Source organism: Streptomyces sp. NBC_01723, from assembly GCF_036246005.1.
Classification (GTDB): Bacteria; Actinomycetota; Actinomycetes; order Streptomycetales; family Streptomycetaceae; genus Streptomyces.
This window is the reverse complement of record NZ_CP109171.1, coordinates 7,149,848-7,170,555: the sequence shown is the minus strand read 5'-3', so window position 1 is coordinate 7,170,555 and position 20,708 is coordinate 7,149,848. Positions and strand designations below refer to the sequence as shown.

The following is a 20,708-nucleotide window of genomic DNA, read 5'->3' as shown; positions in this document are numbered from 1 at the left end:
CCATACGCAAACCGCCGACAACACACCCCCTCAACGCAGCACACCGCCCGACGGTTCAACACCCGCCTGCCCTACTGAGGTTTTCAGGGCGGGGTCGGTGGGGTGATGGCCAGACCTGTGGCGGTCAGGCAGCCGTCGACCAGGTGGGGTCGGAGCTGGATCCTGCGTAACTCGCGGCGAAGGGTGCGGTCGAGGTCGGCGGATGTGTCGAAGGCGGTGTTGGCCATCGCCCTGCGTACCAGCGACCAGACGGCCTCGACGGGATTGAGGTCGGGTGCGTAGGGCGGGAGGCGGACGGTGGTGAGCCAGTCGTGGTCGGCCTCGTACTGCTTCAGCCCGGTGGCCAGGTGGGTGTTGAGGTTGTCCCAGACCACCACGATCGGGCCGTCGAGCTGGAGGTGTGCGCGGACCAGGAGGTCGCGGTAGTCCTGCCAGGAGAGGCTTTTGCGTGCGCCCTTGAGGCGGAGGTGAGCGCGGGGCCGGTGGATGAGGCGGCTCTTCTCGCCGGGTTTGTAGCAGCACAGTGCGGCGATGGAAGTCCGGCGGCGGGACCTGCCGCGGACGCGGATGACGGGGGTGTGTCCGCGTCGGCCCCAGGTGTGGGCACGGGGCGGGGTCATCGAGAAGCCGGCCTCGTCCTCGAAGACGATCCAGGCACCGGACGCCGCCGCGAGTCTTTTACCTGCGGCCACACCTCCCTCTTCCACAGCTCCACCGCATGCTCGTCGCGCTCGAGTGCTCTGCGGGCGGGTGCCTGCCAGGACCAACCGTGCCGTTTCAGCAGCCGCCACACCGTCGCCACCGACAGGCTCACCCGCAGACGCCGGCGGATCACCGTCTGCACCCGTGTCAGGGTCCAGCGTTCGTCTTCGAAGCCGTGTACGGCCGGCCCCTTGCCGAGTTCTTCCTCGAGCACGGCGAACTGGGCGTCTGTGACGGTCGGGGAGTTCGCCGGACCCGCCGAGCGCAGGGCCTCCATGCCGCCCTCGCGCCAGGCACGACGCCAGCGCTCCACCGACCGCACACTCACCCGCAGATCCTTCGCGATCGCCGCCGTCTTCTCGCCCGCCGCGAACCTCTCGCCGGCCTGAAGCCGGATCCCCTCACGAAAGGCCCGCCGCTCAGCGGTCAAGCCCCCACCCTCCGGATACCTCACACCAACGGCATACCGCAGGGGCCATCAGCCGTCACTACCCGACGACAACCCGAAATCCTCAGTAAGACCGTGTCCTACGTGGTGATCGCTCGTTGGGCTGTCTATGGGGCGGGGTACGTGGAGTTGGATTGTTCCGGACGGGCTGTGGGAGATCGCCGAGCCGCTGATCCCGCCGTCGAAGGTGCGACCGCAGGGTGGCGGAACGCAGGACACACCTGATGAGACGCTGTTCGCGGCGATCATCTACGTGCTGGTCAGCGGTTGCGCCTGGCGGGCTCTGCCGCCGTGCTTCGGGATATCGAAGTCGACTGCGCACCGCCGGTTCCTGATCTGGTCCAGAGCCGGTGTCTGGGGCCGTCTGCACGAGGCCGTGCTGCACCGGCTCGACGACGCCGGCCTGATCGACGTCACCCGCGTCGTACTCGACACCGCCCACGTCCGGGCCAAAAAGGGGGCGAACACACAGGTCCGAGCCCCGTGGACCGGGGCAAGCCGGGTTCCAAGATGCACATCCTGTCGGACGCGAACGGCCTGCCCCTCGTTGTCGGTGTCTCCGCCGGCAACACCCACGACAGCGAAGGACTGAAGCCGATGGTGGAGGGTCACCAAACGAGACACGACCCCCATCGCGACCGCCACTTCAAGCCCCAGCGCCTGCACGCCGACAAGGCGTACGACATCCCCCACCTGCGGAAATGGTTACGCGGCAAGCGCATTGGCGTCCGCATCGCCCGCAAGGGCATCGAGTCCAGCGAACGATTAGGACGCCGACGCTGGGTCATCGAGCGCACCATGTCGTGGCTGTCCGGCTACCGCAGACTCAGCCCGCGGTACGAGCGCGACCCCCGCAACTACCTGGCATTTCTCGGCCTAGCCGCCGCCCTCTGCTGCTACAAACGACTCATCCGCCTCACCACGTAGGACACGGTCTTAGTGACCTGAGTCGGAGATTCGTCGTTGGTTGGGCATGAGTCGTCCGGGTCCGAAGATTCCGCCGTTGTCGGTGACAGATGCCCAGCGGGCTGTGCTGGAGGGCTGGCTGCGTCGTCGTTCGACGGCCCAGGCTCTGGCTCAGCGGTCGCGGATCGTGCTGGAGTGTGCCGAGGGGCACTCGATCATGGAGGTGTCCCGGCGTCTGCGGATCACTCCGGACACGGTCCGCACCTGGCGACGCCGCTTCCTCGAACGCGGACTGGACGGCTTGTGCGACGACCCGCGGCCCGGTGTCCCACGGAAGATCACCGACGGGGACGTCGAGCGTGTCGTCGTCAAGACGCTGGAGGAGACGCCGAAGAACGCCACTCACTGGTCGACGAGGTCGATGGCGGCGGCCACGGGCATGTCGCAGTCGACGATCTCGCGGATCTGGCGAGCGTTCGCTCTGGCGCCGCACCGCTCGCAGACGTTCAAACTGTCCACCGACCCGCTGTTCATCGACAAGGTCCGCGACGTCGTCGGCCTCTACCTCGACCCGCCCGAGAAGCCCCTGGTGCTCTGCGTGGACGAGAAGTCGCAGGTCCAGGCCCTCGACCGCTCTCAGCCGGTGCTGCCGATGGTGCCCGGCGTTCCCGAACGCCGCAGCCACGACTACGTCCGCGCCGGCACCACCACCCTCTTCGCCGCCCTCGAGGTCGCCACCGGCAAAGTCATCGGCTCGCTTCACCGCTGCCACCGGGCCGCGGAGTTCAAGAAGTTCCTCACCAAACTCGACAAGGAAGTCCCGGCCGGCCTCCAGGTCCACCTGATCCTCGACAACTACGCGACCCACAAGACACCCGACATCAAGAAGTGGCTGCTGGCTCACCCCCGGTTCCACCTGCACTTCACGCCGACCAGCGCGTCCTGGCTGAACTTGGTCGAGCGGTGGTTCGCCGAACTCACGCAGAAGAAGCTCAAGCGCGGCGTCCACCGCTCCGTCCAGGCACTCGAACGTGACATCCGGTCCTGGCTCGCAGACTGGAACGAGCACCCCAGGCCCTTCGTCTGGACGAAAACAGCCGACGAGATCCTCGACAAAGTCGCCGCCTACTGCCGACGAATCTCCGACTCAGGTCACTAGAGCAGTGAGCCCCGAGGAGAAGCGCAAGGTTGTGCCAAAAGAACCGGGATCAAAGCTTCCTATACGCACGCCGGACACCCGCAGCCGATGCAGTCGAAGCCCCCGCGGCCGGGCCGGAGTGTTCACCAGCGGAAGACCGTACGTGTTGAAGACGTCCCGGACATTCTCGACTGTCTCACCCGAAACAACGGCGATCCTGGACTCCAGCGACGCCTCGGTGCCCCTCACGGTTCCCCAGCCCCCACTCTGTTAGTCACTTCCTGAGCTCGCAATCTGTCGAGTCGCTCCCGCGCCCGTGCGTTGACGGAGCCGATTCGTGTGCCACGCGCCGTCCCGGCGTACTCTCGCTGCAGATACTGCCGGGCCTTCAAGTCGCTGCCCCCAGCCCGTCGGCGAGAGCGATGACCAGGGCAACCCTGTCGACGTAGTAAATGAATTCGGGTGCCGTGCTGACGATGTTGTGCACGACCTGCCGGCCGGCGTTCATCAGGTAATAGTCGTGCTGGCGCATGTGGTTGACGGTTCCCCGGCGCCGACGGACCACGGGACCAGCGTCGAGGATCCGCAGCAGGCCGGGGGTTGATGTGCTCACCGCCTCCGCCACGCCGGGGCGGATTGTGCCCGGCCAACCGGAACAGGTGGTCGCGCTCGTCGAGCGAAAGGTGGAGCTCCTGCCCGATCGAGGTGATCATCCGCTCCTACGGCCGGGGGCCGCGCTCCCGTTCCAGGAGCGGGTGGTAGTCAGTCGACATGTGGCAGAGCGCCGCCGCCTCCTCCTGCTGCCGCCCCCTCTTGCCGCAGCCCGCCTCCGGCGCTGCCCACGCGGAAGACCGATGTCCTTCGGTTGCAGCGACTCCCGGCGGCGGCGGAGGAACTCTGCGAGGTCAGTCCGATCGATCACCATGGGTTCCTTGCCTTCCTCCCCATTACTGACTCGTTCCTACCGCCCACGCGCCTGCGCAGCCACGGCCCGTCGATCGGCCCCTCCTCGACCGCGCAGAGGGGTGGATCGGCGAGCCGTGGACTGGTGAGTCCTGGATCCGTGTCCGACGACGTCCCAGCATGAACGCACACGCCGACCGCGGCTGACGCGTCGCTGAACGAAAGAGACCACTGATGGCTCGGAACATCGACATCACCATCCCCGACCTGTCCGGGAAGCTCGCCCTCGTCACCGGGGCGAGCGACGGGCTCGGGTTCATCATCACCTCCCGCCTGGCCCAGGCAGGCGCGGAGGTGATCATGCCAGTCCGCAACCCCACCAAGGGCGAGCAGGCCGCCGACCGCATCCGTAACCTCGTCCCGGACGCAAGAGTCACCACCCGGGCCGTGGACCTGGCCTCGCTCGACTCCGTGACCGCCCTCACCAAGCAGCTCGTGGACGAGGACCGCCCGATTAACCTGCTCATCAACAACGCCGGCGTGATGCAACCCCCGAGTCGCCTGACCACCCAGGACGGGTTCGAGCTGCAGTTCGGCACCAACCATCTCGGCCACTTCGCCCTCACTCTGGGCCTCCTGCCCCTGCTCATCAAGGGCAAGGCCCGAGTCACCCACCAGACCAGCATCGCCGCCCGCAGCGGCGCGATCAACTGGGACGACCTCAACTGGGATCGCGACTACGAGGTCACGAAGGCCTACCGCCAGTCCAAGATCGCCGTCGGCCTGTTCTCCCGAGAACTCAACGTCCGCAGCACCGCGGCCGGCTGGGGCATTACCAGCAACCTCTCCCACCCCGGCCTCTCCCCCACCAACCTCCTCTCCGCCCAGCCCGGCATGGGACGACAGAAGGACACCGCCGCCGTCCGGATGATCCGCGCACTCTCCCGCGTCGGCGTCCTCGGCACCCCCGCCACCGCCGCCCTCCCCGCGCTACTGGCCGCCACCAGCCTAGAAGCGCGGGGCGGCCAGTTCTACGGCCCCAACCGAGCCGACGTCGGCGGCGCCCCCGCCGAGCAGGCACTGTGGCCTCCGCTGCGCAACATGTACGAGGCCCACAAGGTCTGGGAGGCATCCGAGCACCTGATCGGAGCGCAATTCCCCGCCTGACGTCCCATCACCACCGCAGTCGACGGTCTGTTCACACGGGCCTACCACGTTTGTCCTCCGCGCCGCCGCCCACCGATGACCGGCCGGATAATTGGCAAGCTGGTCCATGCCCAACCGCCGAAAGGAAGGATCGCGCGATAACATCCAGCGCCATGCGTCCGCCCAGCTCAGGCTGATCCATTGGCGTCGTCAGGTTGTCCGTTGTTGGCAAGGGAACCTTCGTGAACAAATCTCATACTTTGATCGTCGGGGCCGGAATATCTGGTCTGGCGCTGGCTAAAGCTCTTCTGGATCGCGGACTACGGGTGGAGGTCGTTGAGCGCCGCGCCGCCGAAGGACAGGCCCTCGGCACCGGTCTCTACCTTCCGGCGAACGCCGTCCGTGCACTCCAGGGCATCGGCGTGGGGGACCAGGTGGCCAAGCGCGCGGAACCCGTGAGGTGGCAGCGGCTCCAGGACCAGCGCGGGCGCACGCTGGCCGAGTTCGAGGTCAGCCGGATCTGGGGCGAGGTCGGCCGCTGCCTGGCGATCACCCGGGGCGATCTGCACGAGGTGTTGCGTACGGCCGTCGACGGCACCGTCGTCCGTCACGACACCGAGGTGAGGTCCGTGTCCGACGACGGGACCGTGACTTTCGCGGGCGGCGCAAGCGGCACGTACGACTTGGTGGTGGGTGCGGACGGCATCAACTCCGCCGTGCGGCGCTCTCTTTTCGGCGGTCCCGAACCGCGTTTCCTGGGCCAGTTGTGCTGGCGGTTCATCGCCGACGACACCGCCGCGACACCGGGCATCACCGAGTGGACCGCGCGCCTGGGCGGCAAGGGCCGCACGTTCCTGACCGTGCGGCTCAATGGTGGCCGAGTCTACTGCTACGCCGACATCAACAGCCCCGTCCCCACCGCTCCGGCCGGCGACTGGCGCGCCCTCTTCGCCGACTTCGGCGGTCCCGTCCCGCGCTTGCTGGACCAGGGCGCCAACGCGCACTTCGCCGCGCTGCACGAGAGCGAGAACACGGTCTGGACGCGTCCCGGCGCTGTCCTTGTAGGTGATGCCGCCCACGCCTTCTCCCCGAGCATGGCTCAGGGCGGCGCGATGGCCCTCGAAGATGCCCTGGTGCTCGCTGATACTCTCGCGACCGGACCTGATGTCCCCACGGCCCTCGCGGCCTTCCAGGCCCGGCGAGCCAGCCGGGTCGCCTGGGTGGTGAGCCAGAACCACCGCCGTGACAAGGCCCGCAACCTGCCCACCCCACTGCGCAACTTCACGGCCCGCCGGGCCGGGGAGCGCCTCTTCAAGGCCAACCACGCCCCCCTGCACGCCCTCCCGTAGCCGGCCAAGGCATCGAGTCCAGCGAGCGATTAGGGCGGCGACGCTGGGTGATCGAGCGCACCATGTCGTGGCTGTCCGGCTACCGCCGGCTCAGCCCCCGTTACGAACGCGATCCCCGCAACTACCTGGCCTTTCTCGGCCTCGCCGCCACCCTGTGCTGCTACAAGCGACTCCTCCGTCTCACCACGTAGGACACGGTCTAATACTCCAGCAGCGGTTCGTGTCCTGAACTGCGTTTTCGGTAGTGGCAGTGGTGGGCGACGGCCTGGCGGCGTCTTCTCCAGGCCGACCACTTCAGTGCGTGGGCGACGGGGTCGTGGTCGCTTCGTGGGTGGGGCAGGAGAGTGTCCAGGAGCCGCCGGATCTCTGCCACGGTGAGCGGGACGAGGGCTGATCCGTTTCTGCAGCCCCCTTTGCGGCCTCGCCGCGGGCCTGGGCGGCGAGTGCGGTCAGGACCGCGTGGGCGAGCATGGCCAGGGTGATGTGCCGATACCAGCCGGGATAGCGGCGGACCTCGTATTGGTCGAGGCCGCATTCGTTCTTCGCGGCCTGGAAGCACTCCTCGATCGCCCAGCGGGAGCCGGCGATGCGGGCCAGCTCGGCGATCTCGACACCAACGGGGGCGTAGGCGAGGTAGTAGGCGAGTTCGCCGGGGTCGGACAGGCTGCGGCGAGCCATGACCCAGCGGTGATGGGGCGGCGGGTCGGGGTCGAAGATGATGTTGGCGGGCAGCTTGGCTGCGGCCCGGTCGTAGACGCGCGGGCCCTTGGCGCCGTCGCCGCAGGAGAGTCTCTGCCAGGCATCGGCAGGGGCGTCCTCGATGAGCTGGTCGATGCGCCAAATGCCGGCCAGGGACTTGATCTGCTGTGACTTGGGCACCGCCACCACGTAGCCGATGTCAAGTTGCTCGAGCAGGCGGCGGAAGTGCCAGTCCTGCCCGTAGGCCTCGTCCGCGGTGACCCACTTGGCGGGCAGGCCGGTGGCCAGGCAGCGGCGGACGATGTTCCGGGCCAGTTCTCCCTTGGTCGCGAAGCCGCGTTTGTCGGGGATCTTCGCCGCCCGGCAGCGGTCGCGGTCGGACGTCCATGCCTTGGGCAGGTAGAGCTCCCGGTCCACCAGGGCCCGGCCCGAGTGGGTGGCATAGGCGGCGAACACCCCGATCTGGCAGTTGTCGATCTTTCCCGAGGTGCCGGTGTACTGTCGGCCCACCCCGGCCGAGGTGGTGCCCTTCTTGATGAACCCGGTGTCGTCAATGATCAACACTCCATTGAGGCCAAGGGACTCACCGACGTAGGCACGGACGTCGTCGCGCAGGGCGTCCGCGTCCCAGACGCTGCTGTTCAACAGCCGCTGGAAGCCGTCCGGCGTGCGGTGGCCTGCCCATTCCGCGAGCTGCCAGCCGTTCTTCCGTGCCGCTTGGCCCAGCAGACCGCGGACGTAGTCCCGCATCCGCCACCGCAGATCCGCCGGAGCGAACCGGCCCGCCACCCGGGCGAACACCGACTCCAACTCGTCAGCCCAGCAACCGCCTTCAGTCATGCCCTCCATACCGGGACAACGACAATCAGCAGCTCAGGACACGAACCGCTGCTGGAGTACTAAGGCGAAGGACACCGCTACCCCGCTTCTCTTCACCCAAGGCACCGCCGAGACCAACACCCTGCCCGTGGGGATGGAGGAGTTCCTCGCCAACCACCGCGGCCCTCAGCGGGCCTGGATCGGCCCCTGGGACCATGTACGCGGCAATGAGCGCACACAGGACGGGAAGTTCGCCATGGGCCGCGCGACGTGCTTCAAGGAGACCTTGTCCTTCTTCGACGAACACCTCAAGGGCATCGACCCGAAGACCCAGTACCCGAACTATGCCGTCCAGGACAACCTGGGCAACTGGCGCGCGGAGAAGTCCTGGCCCACAGCGAACCGCTCCGCGAACCTCCGTCTTGCCAACGGCTCGTACGTGGACAGCGGAGCAGGTTCGCAGCCGACGTCTCCAGGAGGAGAATCCGGTCGTGACGCTGGAAGCTTCCTCGTCTGGTCAGGGCCTCTCGAGGCGGCCACCCGGGTCACCGGCGCACCCCGAATCACCATGACGGCCAAAGGTGAGGGGAACGTCATGGTCAAGCTGTATGACGTGGACGAGGACGGCAACGCTGTCGCATTTTGATGAGCGAGTGTCCCGGCTGGACCGGGACCGGCTGGACATCGGCCTGAAGCCGACCGACTGGACTCTGCGGGCCGGCCACCGCCTCGCCGTGGAGATCGGCTCGGTGCGGACCGGCGACTGGCTCGACACCCCCTCCAAGCAAGAGATCCGGATCAGCAACGCCCGTCTCCAGCTGCCCTTGAACAACCCGGCTGAAGACATTGCGGCTGGTGGCGACCAGGCGCCGTGGCTCGACACCTTCATGCAGATCAACGCGGCGCAGCTGAAGTCCGGTCCGGCCACGTTCACGGTGCCCCCGGCCCGTGCGCGGAGCTGAGGAACGCCACACGCTAGACATCCTCGGCGCGTTAGCCCACGGGGCGGAGCACCGCCACTGACAGCCCACCGACCAGCGCGAACGACAGATCGGAAGCTCAGTTCACCGAAGCGAGGAGCCCCGTGCCCCTCAGCCTTCCGCCTCGAGGCAACCGTCGCAGGGCAGACACGCTTCGTGTACCTGGATGATCTGCCCCACGGGCCGGCCACCGAGCTGATCGAAACCACCGGCGAAGACGCCTGACCGCGACATGGTTCCGGACGGACGCGACAACGCAGCGGGATCTCACACCCTGCGGTCGCGTCCGCCAACGTTCACGAACGTCGCCATCTTCTCCGCTCGGGCGCGCGGACAACGGTCCGTGCGCCAAACCGTGACTGACGACCGGCGGACACCCCGGAAAGCCCGCCGTGCTCCGAAGCGCCTTCGTTTCCACGCCAAGGAGTGCTGCCTGACGTCCGAGCCCAGCCCGTGCCCAGAGCCCCAGCCGTCAGGGGGTGGGCGCGATGCCGACCCGGAGGATGTCGAGGTAGTTGTCGATCGCCTCCCCCTGCCGCTCCGCCGGGTGCTCACTGACGGCGTGAATCAAGCCACACAGGAGCTTGAGCAGGTTTTCGCCAGTGAGGGCAGAGGCGGGGCGGATGCGTGCGAGCAGGTGGGAGGTGACTTCGACCAGCTCTCCCTTGGCCCGGTGCAGAGAGTCCGTCTCGTCGGACCCGGTGATCAGGATGTCGGTGAGGCCCGGCTGCGCCAGGGCCGTCAGGAGCGCCGTGCGGAGGAAGTCAATGAGCGCCTTGGCAGGATCGGGGTGTCCGCATGCCGCGGCCGCCGCGTCGACAAGCTCTCGGACCGCCTCCTCCAGGACGGACTCCAGCATGGCCCGCTGCGTAGGGAAGACCCGGTAGACCGTCCCGACCCCCACGCCCGCCCTGCGCGCAAGCTCGTTGAGGGTGAGCACTATCTCCCCGCCGATGACGGCCCTGCGGGCCTCATCGAAGATCCTCTGCCTGTTGCGTACGGCATCCGACCTCATGAACCCTCCTTCACATACCTATATGGATAACCTATCAGGTTGGTGTTACGGTTAAGTCGATAAGCAATCCACTTCACTTTGCCGGGAGCGGTCATGACCGTTGTGTTCATCCATGGAGTACCGGAGACGCCCTCTGTCTGGAACGACCTCCGAGGCCGGATCGACCGCCCCACCACGGCCCTGCGGCTGCCCGGATTCGGCAGCCCTCGTCCGGCTCACCTGGACGGCAAGGAGGCGTACGCCGACTGGCTGACGAACGAACTGCGCGCCTTCGGTGAGCCTGTCGACCTCGTGGGCCACGACTGGGGTGCACACCTGGTGATGCGGATCGTCTCCGCCTACGACGTTCCGGTACGCAGCTGGGTGTCCGACGTCGCACACGGCTGGCACCCCGACTATCAGTGGCACGAGGCGGCCACCCTCTTCCAGAAGACCCCGGAGGGCGAGGAGATGCTCGCGTCCTTGCGCGCACAGGCCCCCGGCAGCCCTACCTTCGGGGACTTCCTCCGCCCCCGAGGGATGACCGCCGAACTGGCCGCAGAAGTCGACACCGTCCACGACGAGGAGATGAGCACGGCCATCCTGGCGCTTTACCGCTCGGCCTGGCCCAACTTCTACACCGACTGGGGCAAGGACTTCGACCGCCCCGCTCAGGTTCCGGGGCTCATCCTGATCCCGACCGGCGATCCCATGGCGCAGCCCGCGATGGACCTGGACATGTCCACGCGAATCGGGGCGCAGGCAGTGGAATTGGACAACCTAACCCACTACTGGATGCTCCAGGATCCTGATCGAGGCGCGGAGGTACTCAACGGATTCTGGGACTCCCAGCCCGCATGACACCCGGTACCGGCGGGCGACGTCCTCGCGGGTGATGAGGGCCACTTGCACGTGAGAGCATGGCCGTGACGGTGCTGGCTTGCGAGATGTTCATTGCCCGGGAGATCGCCGGTCGGGTCGCTGTCACGGACATCGGCGGTATCCGTCGGCGGAGACGGAACCGACGCCCCCGATGGCGTGGGCGGTCTCGTCCAGACGATTGACGCTGACCACCTGTCTTCTCGGCCGCCTCGCACCGCGGAGATCACGAACTACGGCTGGAGTACTAGGGTCCGTCTTCAAACGGATCTTGCCCAGAGTAGGAATGAGGCGAGATTGACCGCTGCTTCGTAGGAAGTGGCGGTCTTCTCGTATCGAGTGGCGATGCCGCGGAAGCCCTTGAGACGGTTGAAGCAGCGCTCAACGACGTTGCGGCGACGGTAGAGATGCCGGTCGAATGCCGGTGGTCGGCCGCCGTGACGTCCGCGGTTGTGACGGTGCCGTCGCTGGTCGGTCTTCTCCGGGATGGTGTGTGCGATGCCGCGTTTGCGCAGGTAGGCGCGGAAGCCGCGGGAGCTGTAGGCCTTGTCCGCGATGACCTGGTCGGGCCTGCAGCGTGGTCGTCCGACGCCGGTTCGCGGGACGTGGATGCGTTCGAGGAGCGGGCGTGCGCAGATGCTGTCGTGCCGTTGGCCGGGTGTCAGCAGGATGGCGAGGGGCCGGCCGCGGCCGTCGCAAGCGAGGTGAATTTTGGTGGTCAGTCCGCCTCGGGATCGGCCGAGGGCGTGATCGTCCGGTTCGTCCTGCCGGTGGTTCCCCTTTTCGGCCGGTGGCAGCAGCGTGCTGGTGGGCACGGACGATGGTGGAGTCGATCTGGACCAACCAGTCGATGTCGCCGGCCGCGTCCGCTTCGGCTTGGACCTGCTGAAGCGCTCGGGCGAACACGCCGTCCAGGGCGTAGCGGCGGAACCGGGTGTAGACCGTCTTCCACGGCCCGTAGCGTTCCGGCAGGTCACGCCAGGAGATACCGGTGCGGATCTTGTAGACCATCCCGTTGATGACCTGGCGGTCCGACACACGCGGACGTCCCGTGGCGGCCCGCGGTATCAGTGGAGCAAGTAACTCCCATTCCGCATCCGTGAGTTCATGGCGGCGTATCACCCCACCATGATCCACCACCTCAGTGATCTTTGAAGACGGACCCTAGTGACCTGAGTCGGAGATTTGTCGTTGGTTGGGCATGAGTCGTCCGGGTCCGAAGATTCCGCCGTTGTCGGTGACAGATGCCCAGCGGGCTGTGCTGGAGGGCTGGCTGCGTCGTCGTTCGACGGCCCAGGCTCTGGCTCAGCGGTCGCGGATCGTGCTGGAGTGTGCCGAGGGGCACTCGATCATGGAGGTGTCCCGGCGTCTGCGGATCACTCCGGACACGGTCCGCACCTGGCGACGCCGCTTCCTCGAACGCGGACTGGACGGCTTGTGCGACGACCCGCGGCCCGGTGTCCCACGGAAGATCACCGACGGGGACGTCGAGCGTGTCGTCGTCAAGACGCTGGAGGAGACGCCGAAGAACGCCACTCACTGGTCGACGAGGTCGATGGCGGCGGCCACGGGCATGTCGCAGTCGACGATCTCGCGGATCTGGCGAGCGTTCGCTCTGGCGCCGCACCGCTCGCAGACGTTCAAACTGTCCACCGACCCGCTGTTCATCGACAAGGTCCGCGACGTCGTCGGCCTCTACCTCGACCCGCCCGAGAAGCCCCTGGTGCTCTGCGTGGACGAGAAGTCGCAGGTCCAGGCCCTCGACCGCTCTCAGCCGGTGCTGCCGATGGTGCCCGGCGTTCCCGAACGCCGCAGCCACGACTACGTCCGCGCCGGCACCACCACCCTCTTCGCCGCCCTCGAGGTCGCCACCGGCAAAGTCATCGGCTCGCTTCACCGCTGCCACCGGGCCGCGGAGTTCAAGAAGTTCCTCACCAAACTCGACAAGGAAGTCCCGGCCGGCCTCCAGGTCCACCTGATCCTCGACAACTACGCGACCCACAAGACACCCGACATCAAGAAGTGGCTGCTGGCTCACCCCCGGTTCCACCTGCACTTCACGCCGACCAGCGCGTCCTGGCTGAACTTGGTCGAGCGGTGGTTCGCCGAACTCACGCAGAAGAAGCTCAAGCGCGGCGTCCACCGCTCCGTCCAGGCACTCGAACGTGACATCCGGTCCTGGCTCGCAGACTGGAACGAGCACCCCAGGCCCTTCGTCTGGACGAAAACAGCCGACGAGATCCTCGACAAAGTCGCCGCCTACTGCCGACGAATCTCCGACTCAGGTCACTAAGGAGTGTCCCGTAACTGCTGGTCACGGGTGAGATGATCTTGGTGTGGTTGGTGTGATCACGGCGTCAGAGCCGTCTTGGATACGTCCGTTCACCGGGCTGAGCCCGCACTCCTTCGGCAAGTTGGTGACCGCGGTGCAGCGCGAGAGCTCAGCCGAACCACGGACGGGTCGTCCGTGGGGCCTGTCGCTTGAAGACCGTATTCTCCTGGTCGCGGCCTACTGGCGAACCACCTTGACCATGCGCCAACTGGCCCTGCTGTTCGGGGTTTCGAAGTCGGCGACCGACCGGATCATCGACCACATCGGCCCTCTGCTGGCCTTGCCGCCCCGACGCCGGTTCGCGAGGGGCACGGTGCTGATCGTGGACGGGACGTTGGTGCCCACCCGAGACCATGCGGTGGCCGAGCAGTCGAAGAACTATCGGTACTCCACCAATCACCAAGTGGTAATCGATGCCGACACCCGCCTGGTCGTTGTGGTCGGTCGGCCGCTGCCGGGCAACCGGAACGACTGCAAGGCGTGGGAGGAATCGGGGGCCAAGGCAGCGGTCGGCCGGACGACCGTGATAGCTGATGGCGGCTATCCAGGGACCGGATTGATCATGCCTCACCGCCGCACCCAGGGCGAGGAACTACCCGGCTGGAAGCGGGAGCACAACCGCTCACACAAGCAGGTCCGTGCGCGAGTGGAGCACGTCTTTGCCCGGATGAAGACCTGGAAAATCCTCCGCGACTGCAGGCTCAAGGGCGACGGTGTCCACCACGCCGTGCGCGGCATCGCCCGGCTGCACAATCTCAACCTTGCTGAATAGGGCCATGGCCGAACTCAGGCAGGTCCCTCACCCGCGTCCGCCAGCGGGATGCGGCGTGTGCCGCGGCCACTGCCCGCCCACCTGTTCCACCACAGCGGCCCGGAACGCTTCCAAAAGGACGCACCCTGGATACGTCCCAAACGCTCCGTACTTCCAGCGGTAGTAGCACGACCAGTAGCTCACCACGCGCCGCTCCGTGCGGGCGAAGAAGGCCGGATTCCGAGCGATGAACTCCCCGTAGAGTCGGCGCTGGGCCGAGCCTGGGATGGCGAGTCCTGGAAGACCCCGGCCGATCGCCTCGATGATCTCCAGCACGTATTCGCCGGCCAACTGCACCACGAACGGCACTACCCACGGCTCGCCCGACGCCACAATCTGCTCAAGGTGCCGCTGACGGACCTGGCCATCACTGTGCCGGGAGTACAGGCAGTGCAAAATTACCTGCTGAGTCCCGGCCAGGGGTGGCCGCTCCGAATCGGCGCTCGGCTCCTCGTTGTAGATGCGCGACGGGATGGCGACGGTCTCGCCCTGCACCTCGACCTCGAATGGCATCGTCGGTGCGAGCCTGGCCTCCGGCATGACCGCCAGGACGCTCTGCACGTCACCGGAAAGACGGGTCGGAAACGCTGCCTCCAGAGCATAGAGGTTGTCCCGTAACCGGTGGTGCTGCTGGTGCGTTGGTCGGGCATGGGTGGGGTGATCTCAGCAGATGATCCGAAGTGGATCGAGCCGTTTGCGGGTCTGACCGAGGTGCAGTTTGCGAGGCTGGTGGCACTGGTACGGCGCCGAGGTGGCGACGTTCAGCGTGGCCGGCCATGGCGGCTGTCGCTCGAAGACCGGGTGTTGCTGGTGGCGACGTACTGGCGCACGAACCTCACGTTGCGGCAGGTGGCGCCGTTGTTCGGAGTCTCGAAGTCCGCTGCCGACCGCATCTTGGACCATCTCGCACCGCTGCTGGCCATCTCGCCCGCGCGGCGGCCGCGCAAGGACACCGTCTACATCGTCGACGGCACTCTGGTGCCCACCCGCGACCGCAGTGTCGCCGCGTCCAGCAAGAACTACCGGTACTCGACCAATCTGCAGGTCGTCATCGACGCCAACAGCCGCCTGGTCGTGGCCATCGGTCTCCCGCTGCCCGGCAGCCGCAACGACTGCCGGGCCTTCACCGAGTCCGGCATCGATCGGGCCTGCCGCGGCGCCCCGACCCTTGCCGACGGCGGCTACCAAGGCACCGGCCTCCTGATCCCGCACCGCAAACGACGAGGCCAGAGCCACCTCAGCCCCTCGCAGGAGGCAGAGAACGCCGTCCATCGCCGGGCACGAGCGCGCGTGGAACACGCCCTGTCGCGGTTGAAGAACTGGAAGATCCTGCGGGACTGCCGACTCAAGGGCGACGGAGTTCACCAGGCCATGCTCGGCATCGCCCGACTGCACAACCTGGCCCTCACTGGATAACTCACACTCCATACGGGACAACCTCTAGGCGACGTTCGACGGATCCCGAGGCAGCTGCACAGCAGGAGGATAGGCGCCGAACCTCTCGGTCTCGCAACCGCCCGCCTCAACGTTGCGGGACAGCCTTTAGCTTCAATACCAGGACTCTGAACCGTTTCGGGTTCGGTGGAGAGCTCGCTGACGGGTTCGTTGGCGCGGGTGTGCTGGTGATCGTAGGCGGTTTCGTACTCGGCTGGTGATATGTGGCCGAGGGCCCCATGGAGTCGGCGGTAGTTGTACGAATCGATCCATTCGGCGGTGGCGAACTCGACGTCCGCAAAGGTCTTCCACGGCTCGCGACGGTTGATCAGTTTGGTCTTGAACAGGTCGATGGTGGACTCGGCGAGGGCGTTGTCGTAGGCATCAGCGACGGTGCCGATCGAGGCGTCGATGCCGGCGTCGAGGAGGTGGGCGGTGAAGGCGATCGAGGTGTACTGGGTGAGTTCAACCGGTCGATGCAACACCGGGTTGTTGAAGTGAGCGTAGTTGCTCTTCGAAGACTTCGGCGGGGGTCTTCCAGCCGAGGGTCTTGCGGGGCCGGTTGTTGAGTGCGTATGCGACGGCTTCGGGGTCTTCGGCGGACCACCGGGACAGGTCTGTGTCTTTCGGGAAATACTGTCGCAGCAGCCCGTTGGTGTTCTCGTTCGCCGGTCGCTGCCAGGGCGAGTGTGGGTCAGCGAAGAACACCCTGGTCCCGCTCTCCATGGCGAACTGGGCGTGGCCGGAGGGCTCCTTCCCGCGGTCCCAGGTGAGGGTCTTGCGTAGTTGCTCGGGCACCTTGGTCATCGCTTCCGTCAGCGCCGCGTTCATCGCCGTGGCCCCGTATCCGCCGAGCGATGGTCCGTTCTTGACGTACGGTTTCTCGCCCCAGCCGTCCAGCCGTGGGAGATGGACCAGGAGCGTGGACCTGCTGCTGCGCTCGACGAGCGTGCCGATCGCGGACCTACCCGTCCCGATGATCAGGTCACCCTGCCCAATGGCCTGGGACAGCACGGTCGTCGGCCTCGGCCGGGCGCTCGCTGAGAACGACGTCAGCAGTGACGTGGCCCTGCGGCTTGTTCCGGGACCGCGCCCTTGGCGCCCGCAGTGCACGGCCCGTGCGCAAGCACGTGACCAGCTCGCGCTTAAGCGCGCCTCGGCCCTCGATGAACAGCGCCTGGTAAATCGCCTCATGACTGATGCGCATGGACTCATCATCCGGGAAATCGACCCGCAGCCGGCAGGCGATCTGCTCCGGGCTCCATGCCGTTGACCACCGTCTGTCCTGGCGATGGGGCTTGTTCAGGCCCTTCCACGGCGGCGTCGCAGGACCTGGAATGATCGTGCCGTCGGGGCGGCGCACGTCACCGGCGAGTCGGTCCTGCACGTACTTACGCAAACGGCCGTTGCCCACGAGCCTGGCCGTCTTCGGGCGCTTCGCGGCCTGCTGCGCTTTCCACTGGGCCACCACGGCGCGATAGACCGGCTTACCACCCCTGGTCGCGGCGTTGCGACGCAGCTCGCGAGAGATCGTTCCCGGGTCGCGCCCGAGCGTGCGGGCGATCTCACGCACGCCCTTGTCCCGGGCCCTGAGCAAGGCGATCTCCTCGCGTTCGGCGAACGACAGGTAGCGGCCGGAGGGATCGTCCGCATCCGAATGATGAACCAGCCCTGGACCAACGGGAGTTCCGGCGCGATCCCGGCGCCACAGTGCCATGTCGAGGGCGTCCAGGACGAGCTTGGCCCGCTTGCTGGTAGAGGCGGACCAGCCGACGATCGCCCGGGAGAACACATCCACGACGAACGCCACGTAGACGATCCCGGACCAGGTAGCGACATAGGTGAAGCCGGCCACCCACCGCTCGTTCGGACCAGACGCGGTGAAGTCGCTCCTGAGCAGGTCAGCAGCCCGCTCCTGGCCGTCGTCCCGGATGGTGGTGCGGATCTTCTTCCCGCGTCTGGCACCCTCCAGGCCGAGGTCGCGCATCAGCCGGGCGACGGTGCAGCGAGCCACCGGTATGCCTTCGCGGTGCAGCTGCCGCCAGACCTTTCACACCCCGTAGACGCTGAAGTTGTCCCTGTGAACACGGCTGATGTGCGTCTTCAGCCCGGCGTCACGGACGGCCCGGGGGTGCGGTTCTTGGCGGCATGGTAGGCGCTGGTTGCGATCTCGAGCCCGTGACCGGACAGGACACGGCAGATCGGCTCGCCCCCGAACACCTGGCGGTACTCGTCGATGAACGCTACGAGCGCTTCGCCGGCCGGTCGAGCTCCGCCGCGAAGAAAGCCGACGCCGCCTTCAAGATCTCGTTCGCCCGCCGCAGCTCGGCATTCTCGGCCCGTAGCCGCTTGATCCCAGCAGCTTCCTCGGACGTTACACCGGGCCGCTGACCTGCGTCTACCTCAGCCTTGCGGACCCACGTCCGCACCGTCCCCGCCGCGCCGATCCCCAGCTTCGCCGCGACAGCCTTCATCGCGGCCCACTCGGTCGGGTAGTTCGGACGGATCTCCGTGACCATGCGCACCGCACGCTCACGAAGCTCAGCAGGGTAGGGGGACGGACGTGCCATGACTCGATCCTCTCAGGGAGCTCTTTCAGCGTTGGCTCTCCAGGGTGAGGAGGGCCTTGGCGATGACGGTCATGTGGTTGGGGCTGATGCGGGCTCTGCGGAAGATCTGCCAGGACTTCAGCTGTGCCATACCGCGTTCGACGGGAGCTCGAGCCTGGGCCGGTGCGCGGTTGACAGTTCGCTGTGTGGGCGTGAGTTCGCCTCCGGGTGGTCGTTTGAGCCCGGTGGTGGCCCAAGGGCCGGCGCGCTGGTATGCGCGGTCAGCCAGGGCGGGGGCGCCCTGTCGCTCGCAGATCCGGATGATCCGGTGGGGGCGGGCCGAGGTCAGGTCATGGGTGCGGTCCGGCAGCGCGGGCGAGATCCACAGCACCTTGCCGGTGGGGTCGGTGACGGCCTGGTCGTTCACCCCGTGGCGGCGGTGCTTGGCCGGGTAGTCGCCACGGCCCACGGCCGTCGCCGGTCCGGTCGCACTCGGCGAGGGTCCCGTCCAGCAGCACGAGGTCCGGGTCGCTCTCGCGCAGGACCTTCAGCAGGCCCGGAGCCCGGCCGGCGAGCAGACCGACGACGGCCGTGGCGTATGCGTGAGCGGTACCGACGGATATACCGAAGCCGGCCGCGATGCGCGCGAGGGTGTCGTGACGGCGCAGATACACCAGGGCGACCAGCGCACGCTGGTGCGGCGGGAGCTTGCATCGCCGGTCCCCCTCAAGGGTGACGATGAGCATCGTGACCCACGCGACCAAGGCGTGAGACAGGTCGAGTGCGGCAGGATAGAGAACCAACGAGGCTCCTGTGCCGATGGATTGAGACTTCGAACACCTCCCTCAACGGCACGGGAGCCTCGTGCGTTGCGGTCCCTCCTCCCCAGCAGCACCGTCACCCGTTCAGCGGCCACGCTGAAAAGGCTCAATGATCGTTTCAGAATGCGGTGCGTAGCCGCCTCAAGCAGATGATGACGCAGGCGAGTTGGAGGAGTCCCTCGTGCAGGTCTGCACGTATCTCGTAGCGGATGCGCAGGCGCTTGAACTGGTGGAGCCACGCGAACGTGCGCTCTACGACCCAGCGGGTCTTGCCCAGGCCAGAGCCGTGCGGGGCGCCGCGTTGGGCGATCTTCGGGACGATGCCGCGGGCCCACAGGAGCCGGCGGTACTTGCGGAAGTCGTAGCCGCGGTCGGCGTACAGACGCTTCGGCTTGTGGCGAGGACGGCCGCGGCGGCCCCGGATACGCGGAATCGCATCCAGGAGCGGAATGAGCTGGGTGACGTCGTGCCGGTTGCCGCCGGTCAGTGATCCGGCGAGCGGGGTGCCGTGGCGGTCGACGATCACATCGTGCTGAAATCGTCGCTTTTCTGTCCATCGCTCCGTTGCGGCCTGGGCGCACTCGTGTCGTGCCGCGGCGTGAGGTCGACCGGTGGACGGACGCGGGACCCTTCTGGCGCGTTGCTTCGAGGTGGCCAGGTCGTAGAGTAAGGGGTGCAGCGCGCGTGGATCGCTCCGCGTGCCGGCCTCGTCATCGCAGGCTTTGAGGCGCCGCACCTGCATGTACATGTCGCGCCGGTCTGGGACATGGGGACATGGGCGACTTTGATTTCAGCAAGGCCAAGCAGGAGGAGAATCAGTCAAAAGAGGGTTTCGTCCCGGCGAGGCTGTTTCGTTCGAGGTTCAGATGTCGCGCCAGTTTGGGGTGGATTCGCTGACGAGTCGTCGGCTTATGAGGTCGGTCATCGCGATGTGAATCATCGCTTCGGACCGGTGGGCGTGAGTTTCGTAGTCGCGGGCCAGTCGGCGGTGGTGCATGAGCCAGCCGGAGGTCCGCTCGACCACCATCGCCGGGGAATCACCTTGAAGCCTTTGGTTCCAGGGTCGCGCTGGACGACTTCGACGTCGATCCCGGGGCGGGCACCGTGGTCGATCACCGTCGCGCGGTATCCGGTGTCGGCCCATGCCTTGGTCACGTGGGGGCTTGTGCTGGCGATCTGGGAGAGCAAGTGGATGCCGCCGACGTTGTCGGAGACGCTGGCCGCGCTCACCCAGACTGCCAGCAGTAGTCCGAGGGCGTCGACACCGAGGTGGCGCTTACGACCTGCGATTTTCTTGCCCGCGTCGATGCCCTGATCGGCTGCCGGCACGATGGCGGAGGCCTTGACGCTCTGAGCGTCCAGCACGCAGGCGCTCGGCTCTTTGCTGCGGCCCTCGGCTTCACGAACCAGGCGTCGCAGCAGACCGTTGAGCTGGTCGAAGACGCCTTCCTTCTGCCAGGCGGCGAAGTAGCCGTAGACGGTTTCCCACAGTGCGAGGTCGTGCGGCAGGTAGCGCCAGGGGATCCCCCTGCGGTCGACGTACAGGATGGCGTCCATGATGTCGCGCAGGTCGTGCTCGGGTGGACGGTCGATGTCCAGGCCCTTGCCCCTGCGCTGGGCCCGCCAGGCGGTGAGCGTGGGACCGATCAACTCCCAGCGGGCATCGGACAGGTCGCTGGGATACGGGCGTAGTCGCGTTATGTTTCGGTAGTACCACCCACAGGGCACAAACAGCGTCAACGGGGGCGCTTTGGCATCAGACAGGAGCGACCCTACTCAGGCGGGCAGAGGCATGGAG

General features: G+C 66.9%; 16 protein-coding genes and 8 pseudogenes. 11 read left to right on the top strand and 13 right to left on the bottom strand.

The annotated features are described in order from the left end of the window. Nucleotides 1–83 precede the first annotated feature (83 nt). Nucleotides 84–1,156 (bottom strand): IS630 family transposase gene (locus OIE75_RS41615; protein ID WP_443078410.1). Its coding sequence is split into 2 segments (ribosomal slippage): nt 84–646 and nt 646–1,156, totalling 1,074 coding nucleotides; the frame shifts between segments, so codons are not numbered across the junction. Between the two features lie 103 nt (nt 1,157–1,259). On the opposite strand from OIE75_RS41615, the gene OIE75_RS33730 reads away from it, so the two are divergent. Together OIE75_RS33730 and OIE75_RS33725 are read left to right on the top strand one after the other, a co-directional pair. Beyond that, a protein-coding gene (locus OIE75_RS33730) for an IS5 family transposase (RefSeq protein ID WP_329473209.1) occupies nt 1,260–2,077 on the top strand; the annotation gives its coding sequence in 2 pieces (ribosomal slippage) (nt 1,260–1,602 and nt 1,602–2,077; 819 coding nt in all). Nucleotides 2,078–2,123: 46 nt separating this feature from the next. Beyond that, nucleotides 2,124–3,215, top strand: coding sequence for an IS630 family transposase (locus OIE75_RS33725; RefSeq protein WP_329473033.1), 1,092 nt, complete (start codon nt 2,124–2,126; stop codon nt 3,213–3,215). Nucleotides 3,216–3,768: 553 nt separating this feature from the next. On the opposite strand, the pseudogene OIE75_RS41610 reads toward OIE75_RS33725, so the two are convergent. Further along, a pseudogene (locus OIE75_RS41610) lies at nt 3,769–4,119 on the bottom strand (transcriptional regulator); the annotation flags it as partial. 212 nt (nt 4,120–4,331) lie between these two features. Here OIE75_RS41610 and OIE75_RS33715 point away from each other — a divergent pair. The 3 genes and pseudogenes from OIE75_RS33715 to OIE75_RS33705 all read left to right on the top strand — a co-directional run. Then, nucleotides 4,332–5,264 (top strand): SDR family oxidoreductase, encoded by a 933-nt coding sequence (locus tag OIE75_RS33715; protein WP_329473207.1) that lies wholly within the window; start codon nt 4,332–4,334, stop codon nt 5,262–5,264. 221 nt (nt 5,265–5,485) lie between these two features. Then, nucleotides 5,486–6,592, top strand: coding sequence for an FAD-dependent monooxygenase (locus OIE75_RS33710; RefSeq protein WP_329473205.1), 1,107 nt, complete (start codon nt 5,486–5,488; stop codon nt 6,590–6,592). After that, nucleotides 6,589–6,783: pseudogene (locus OIE75_RS33705) on the top strand (transposase); the annotation flags it as partial. The gene OIE75_RS33710 and the pseudogene OIE75_RS33705, both read left to right, overlap by 4 nt. Nucleotides 6,784–6,886: 103 nt before the next feature. Here OIE75_RS33705 and OIE75_RS33700 read toward each other — a convergent pair. Continuing rightward, nucleotides 6,887–8,131, bottom strand: a complete 1,245-nt coding sequence (locus OIE75_RS33700; protein WP_329473085.1) for an IS701 family transposase — start codon at nt 8,129–8,131, stop codon at nt 6,887–6,889. Between OIE75_RS33700 and OIE75_RS33695 the strand changes: the two genes are divergently transcribed. Beyond that, entirely contained in the window at nt 8,130–8,756 is a 627-nt protein-coding gene (locus OIE75_RS33695) for a CocE/NonD family hydrolase (protein ID WP_329473204.1), read from the top strand. The genes OIE75_RS33700 and OIE75_RS33695 overlap by 2 nt on opposite strands. A gap of 7 nt (nt 8,757–8,763) precedes the next feature. Next, the gene (locus OIE75_RS33690) at nt 8,764–9,072 is read left to right on the top strand and encodes a hypothetical protein (protein ID WP_329473203.1); all 309 of its coding nucleotides are present in this window, start codon (nt 8,764–8,766) and stop codon (nt 9,070–9,072) included. 490 nt (nt 9,073–9,562) lie between these two features. On the opposite strand, the gene OIE75_RS33685 is transcribed toward OIE75_RS33690, so the two are convergent. Then, on the bottom strand, nt 9,563–10,105 hold the full coding sequence (locus tag OIE75_RS33685; RefSeq protein ID WP_329473202.1) for a TetR/AcrR family transcriptional regulator: 543 nt from the start codon (nt 10,103–10,105) through the stop codon (nt 9,563–9,565). Between the two features lie 93 nt (nt 10,106–10,198). On the opposite strand from OIE75_RS33685, the gene OIE75_RS33680 reads away from it, so the two are divergent. Beyond that, nucleotides 10,199–10,945 carry an alpha/beta fold hydrolase gene (locus tag OIE75_RS33680; RefSeq protein WP_329473201.1) on the top strand — a complete coding sequence of 249 codons (747 nt, stop codon included), beginning with the start codon at nt 10,199–10,201 and terminating at the stop codon, nt 10,943–10,945. A 278-nt stretch (nt 10,946–11,223) separates the two neighbouring features. On the opposite strand, the gene OIE75_RS33675 is transcribed toward OIE75_RS33680, so the two are convergent. Beyond that, nucleotides 11,224–12,082, bottom strand: a protein-coding gene (locus tag OIE75_RS33675; RefSeq protein WP_329474074.1) for an IS5 family transposase whose coding sequence is annotated in 2 segments (ribosomal slippage) — nt 11,224–11,715 and nt 11,717–12,082 — 858 coding nt in all. Because the reading frame shifts where the segments join, the coding sequence is not laid out codon by codon here. Between the two features lie 82 nt (nt 12,083–12,164). Here OIE75_RS33675 and OIE75_RS33670 point away from each other — a divergent pair. Then, entirely contained in the window at nt 12,165–13,256 is a 1,092-nt protein-coding gene (locus OIE75_RS33670) for an IS630 family transposase (RefSeq protein ID WP_329473033.1), read from the top strand. Nucleotides 13,257–13,299: 43 nt separating this feature from the next. After that, nucleotides 13,300–14,067 (top strand): transposase, encoded by a 768-nt coding sequence (locus OIE75_RS33665; protein ID WP_329473087.1) that lies wholly within the window; start codon nt 13,300–13,302, stop codon nt 14,065–14,067. A 27-nt stretch (nt 14,068–14,094) separates the two neighbouring features. Here the strand turns inward: OIE75_RS33665 and OIE75_RS33660 are convergent, their stop codons facing one another. Next, complete coding sequence (locus OIE75_RS33660; protein WP_329473200.1) at nt 14,095–14,667, bottom strand: hypothetical protein; 573 nt, start codon at nt 14,665–14,667, stop codon at nt 14,095–14,097. An 87-nt stretch (nt 14,668–14,754) separates the two neighbouring features. On the opposite strand from OIE75_RS33660, the gene OIE75_RS33655 reads away from it, so the two are divergent. Then, nucleotides 14,755–15,522 (top strand): IS5-like element IS1373 family transposase, encoded by a 768-nt coding sequence (locus tag OIE75_RS33655; protein WP_329474011.1) that lies wholly within the window; start codon nt 14,755–14,757, stop codon nt 15,520–15,522. Here OIE75_RS33655 and OIE75_RS33650 read toward each other — a convergent pair. The 7 genes and pseudogenes from OIE75_RS33650 to OIE75_RS33620 form a co-directional block, all read right to left on the bottom strand. Next, a pseudogene (locus OIE75_RS33650) lies at nt 15,468–16,001 on the bottom strand (integrase core domain-containing protein); the annotation flags it as partial. The gene OIE75_RS33655 and the pseudogene OIE75_RS33650 sit on opposite strands and share 55 nt — an antisense overlap. Nucleotides 16,002–16,005: 4 nt before the next feature. After that, nucleotides 16,006–17,185 (bottom strand): annotated as a pseudogene (locus OIE75_RS33645) (IS30 family transposase); the annotation flags it as partial. A 66-nt stretch (nt 17,186–17,251) separates the two neighbouring features. Continuing rightward, nucleotides 17,252–17,578: pseudogene (locus OIE75_RS33640) on the bottom strand (DDE-type integrase/transposase/recombinase); the annotation flags it as partial. Between the two features lie 205 nt (nt 17,579–17,783). After that, nucleotides 17,784–18,110, bottom strand: a complete 327-nt coding sequence (locus tag OIE75_RS33635; protein ID WP_443078421.1) for a transposase — start codon at nt 18,108–18,110, stop codon at nt 17,784–17,786. A gap of 25 nt (nt 18,111–18,135) precedes the next feature. Next, nucleotides 18,136–18,892: pseudogene (locus OIE75_RS33630) on the bottom strand (transposase family protein). Between the two features lie 136 nt (nt 18,893–19,028). Next, a pseudogene (locus OIE75_RS33625) lies at nt 19,029–19,427 on the bottom strand (IS5 family transposase); the annotation flags it as partial. 345 nt (nt 19,428–19,772) lie between these two features. Beyond that, nucleotides 19,773–20,611, bottom strand: a pseudogene (locus tag OIE75_RS33620) (IS5 family transposase). Nucleotides 20,612–20,708: the final 97 nt, after the last annotated feature.

What these genes read in the sequence shown, in the direction of transcription:
- OIE75_RS33725 (WP_329473033.1), top strand. Translation starts at nt 2,124, where the DNA reads ATGAGTCGTCCGGGTCCGAAGATTCCGCCGTTGTCGGTGACAGATGCC.
- OIE75_RS33715 (WP_329473207.1), top strand. Translation starts at nt 4,332, where the DNA reads ATGGCTCGGAACATCGACATCACCATCCCCGACCTGTCCGGGAAGCTC.
- OIE75_RS33695 (WP_329473204.1), top strand. Translation starts at nt 8,130, where the DNA reads ATGCCCTCCATACCGGGACAACGACAATCAGCAGCTCAGGACACGAAC.
- OIE75_RS33700 (WP_329473085.1), bottom strand. Translation starts at nt 8,131, where the DNA reads ATGACTGAAGGCGGTTGCTGGGCTGACGAGTTGGAGTCGGTGTTCGCC.
- OIE75_RS33685 (WP_329473202.1), bottom strand. Translation starts at nt 10,105, where the DNA reads ATGAGGTCGGATGCCGTACGCAACAGGCAGAGGATCTTCGATGAGGCC.
- OIE75_RS33680 (WP_329473201.1), top strand. Translation starts at nt 10,199, where the DNA reads ATGACCGTTGTGTTCATCCATGGAGTACCGGAGACGCCCTCTGTCTGG.
- OIE75_RS33670 (WP_329473033.1), top strand. Translation starts at nt 12,165, where the DNA reads ATGAGTCGTCCGGGTCCGAAGATTCCGCCGTTGTCGGTGACAGATGCC.
- OIE75_RS33655 (WP_329474011.1), top strand. Translation starts at nt 14,755, where the DNA reads ATGGGTGGGGTGATCTCAGCAGATGATCCGAAGTGGATCGAGCCGTTT.
- OIE75_RS33635 (WP_443078421.1), bottom strand. Translation starts at nt 18,110, where the DNA reads ATGGCACGTCCGTCCCCCTACCCTGCTGAGCTTCGTGAGCGTGCGGTG.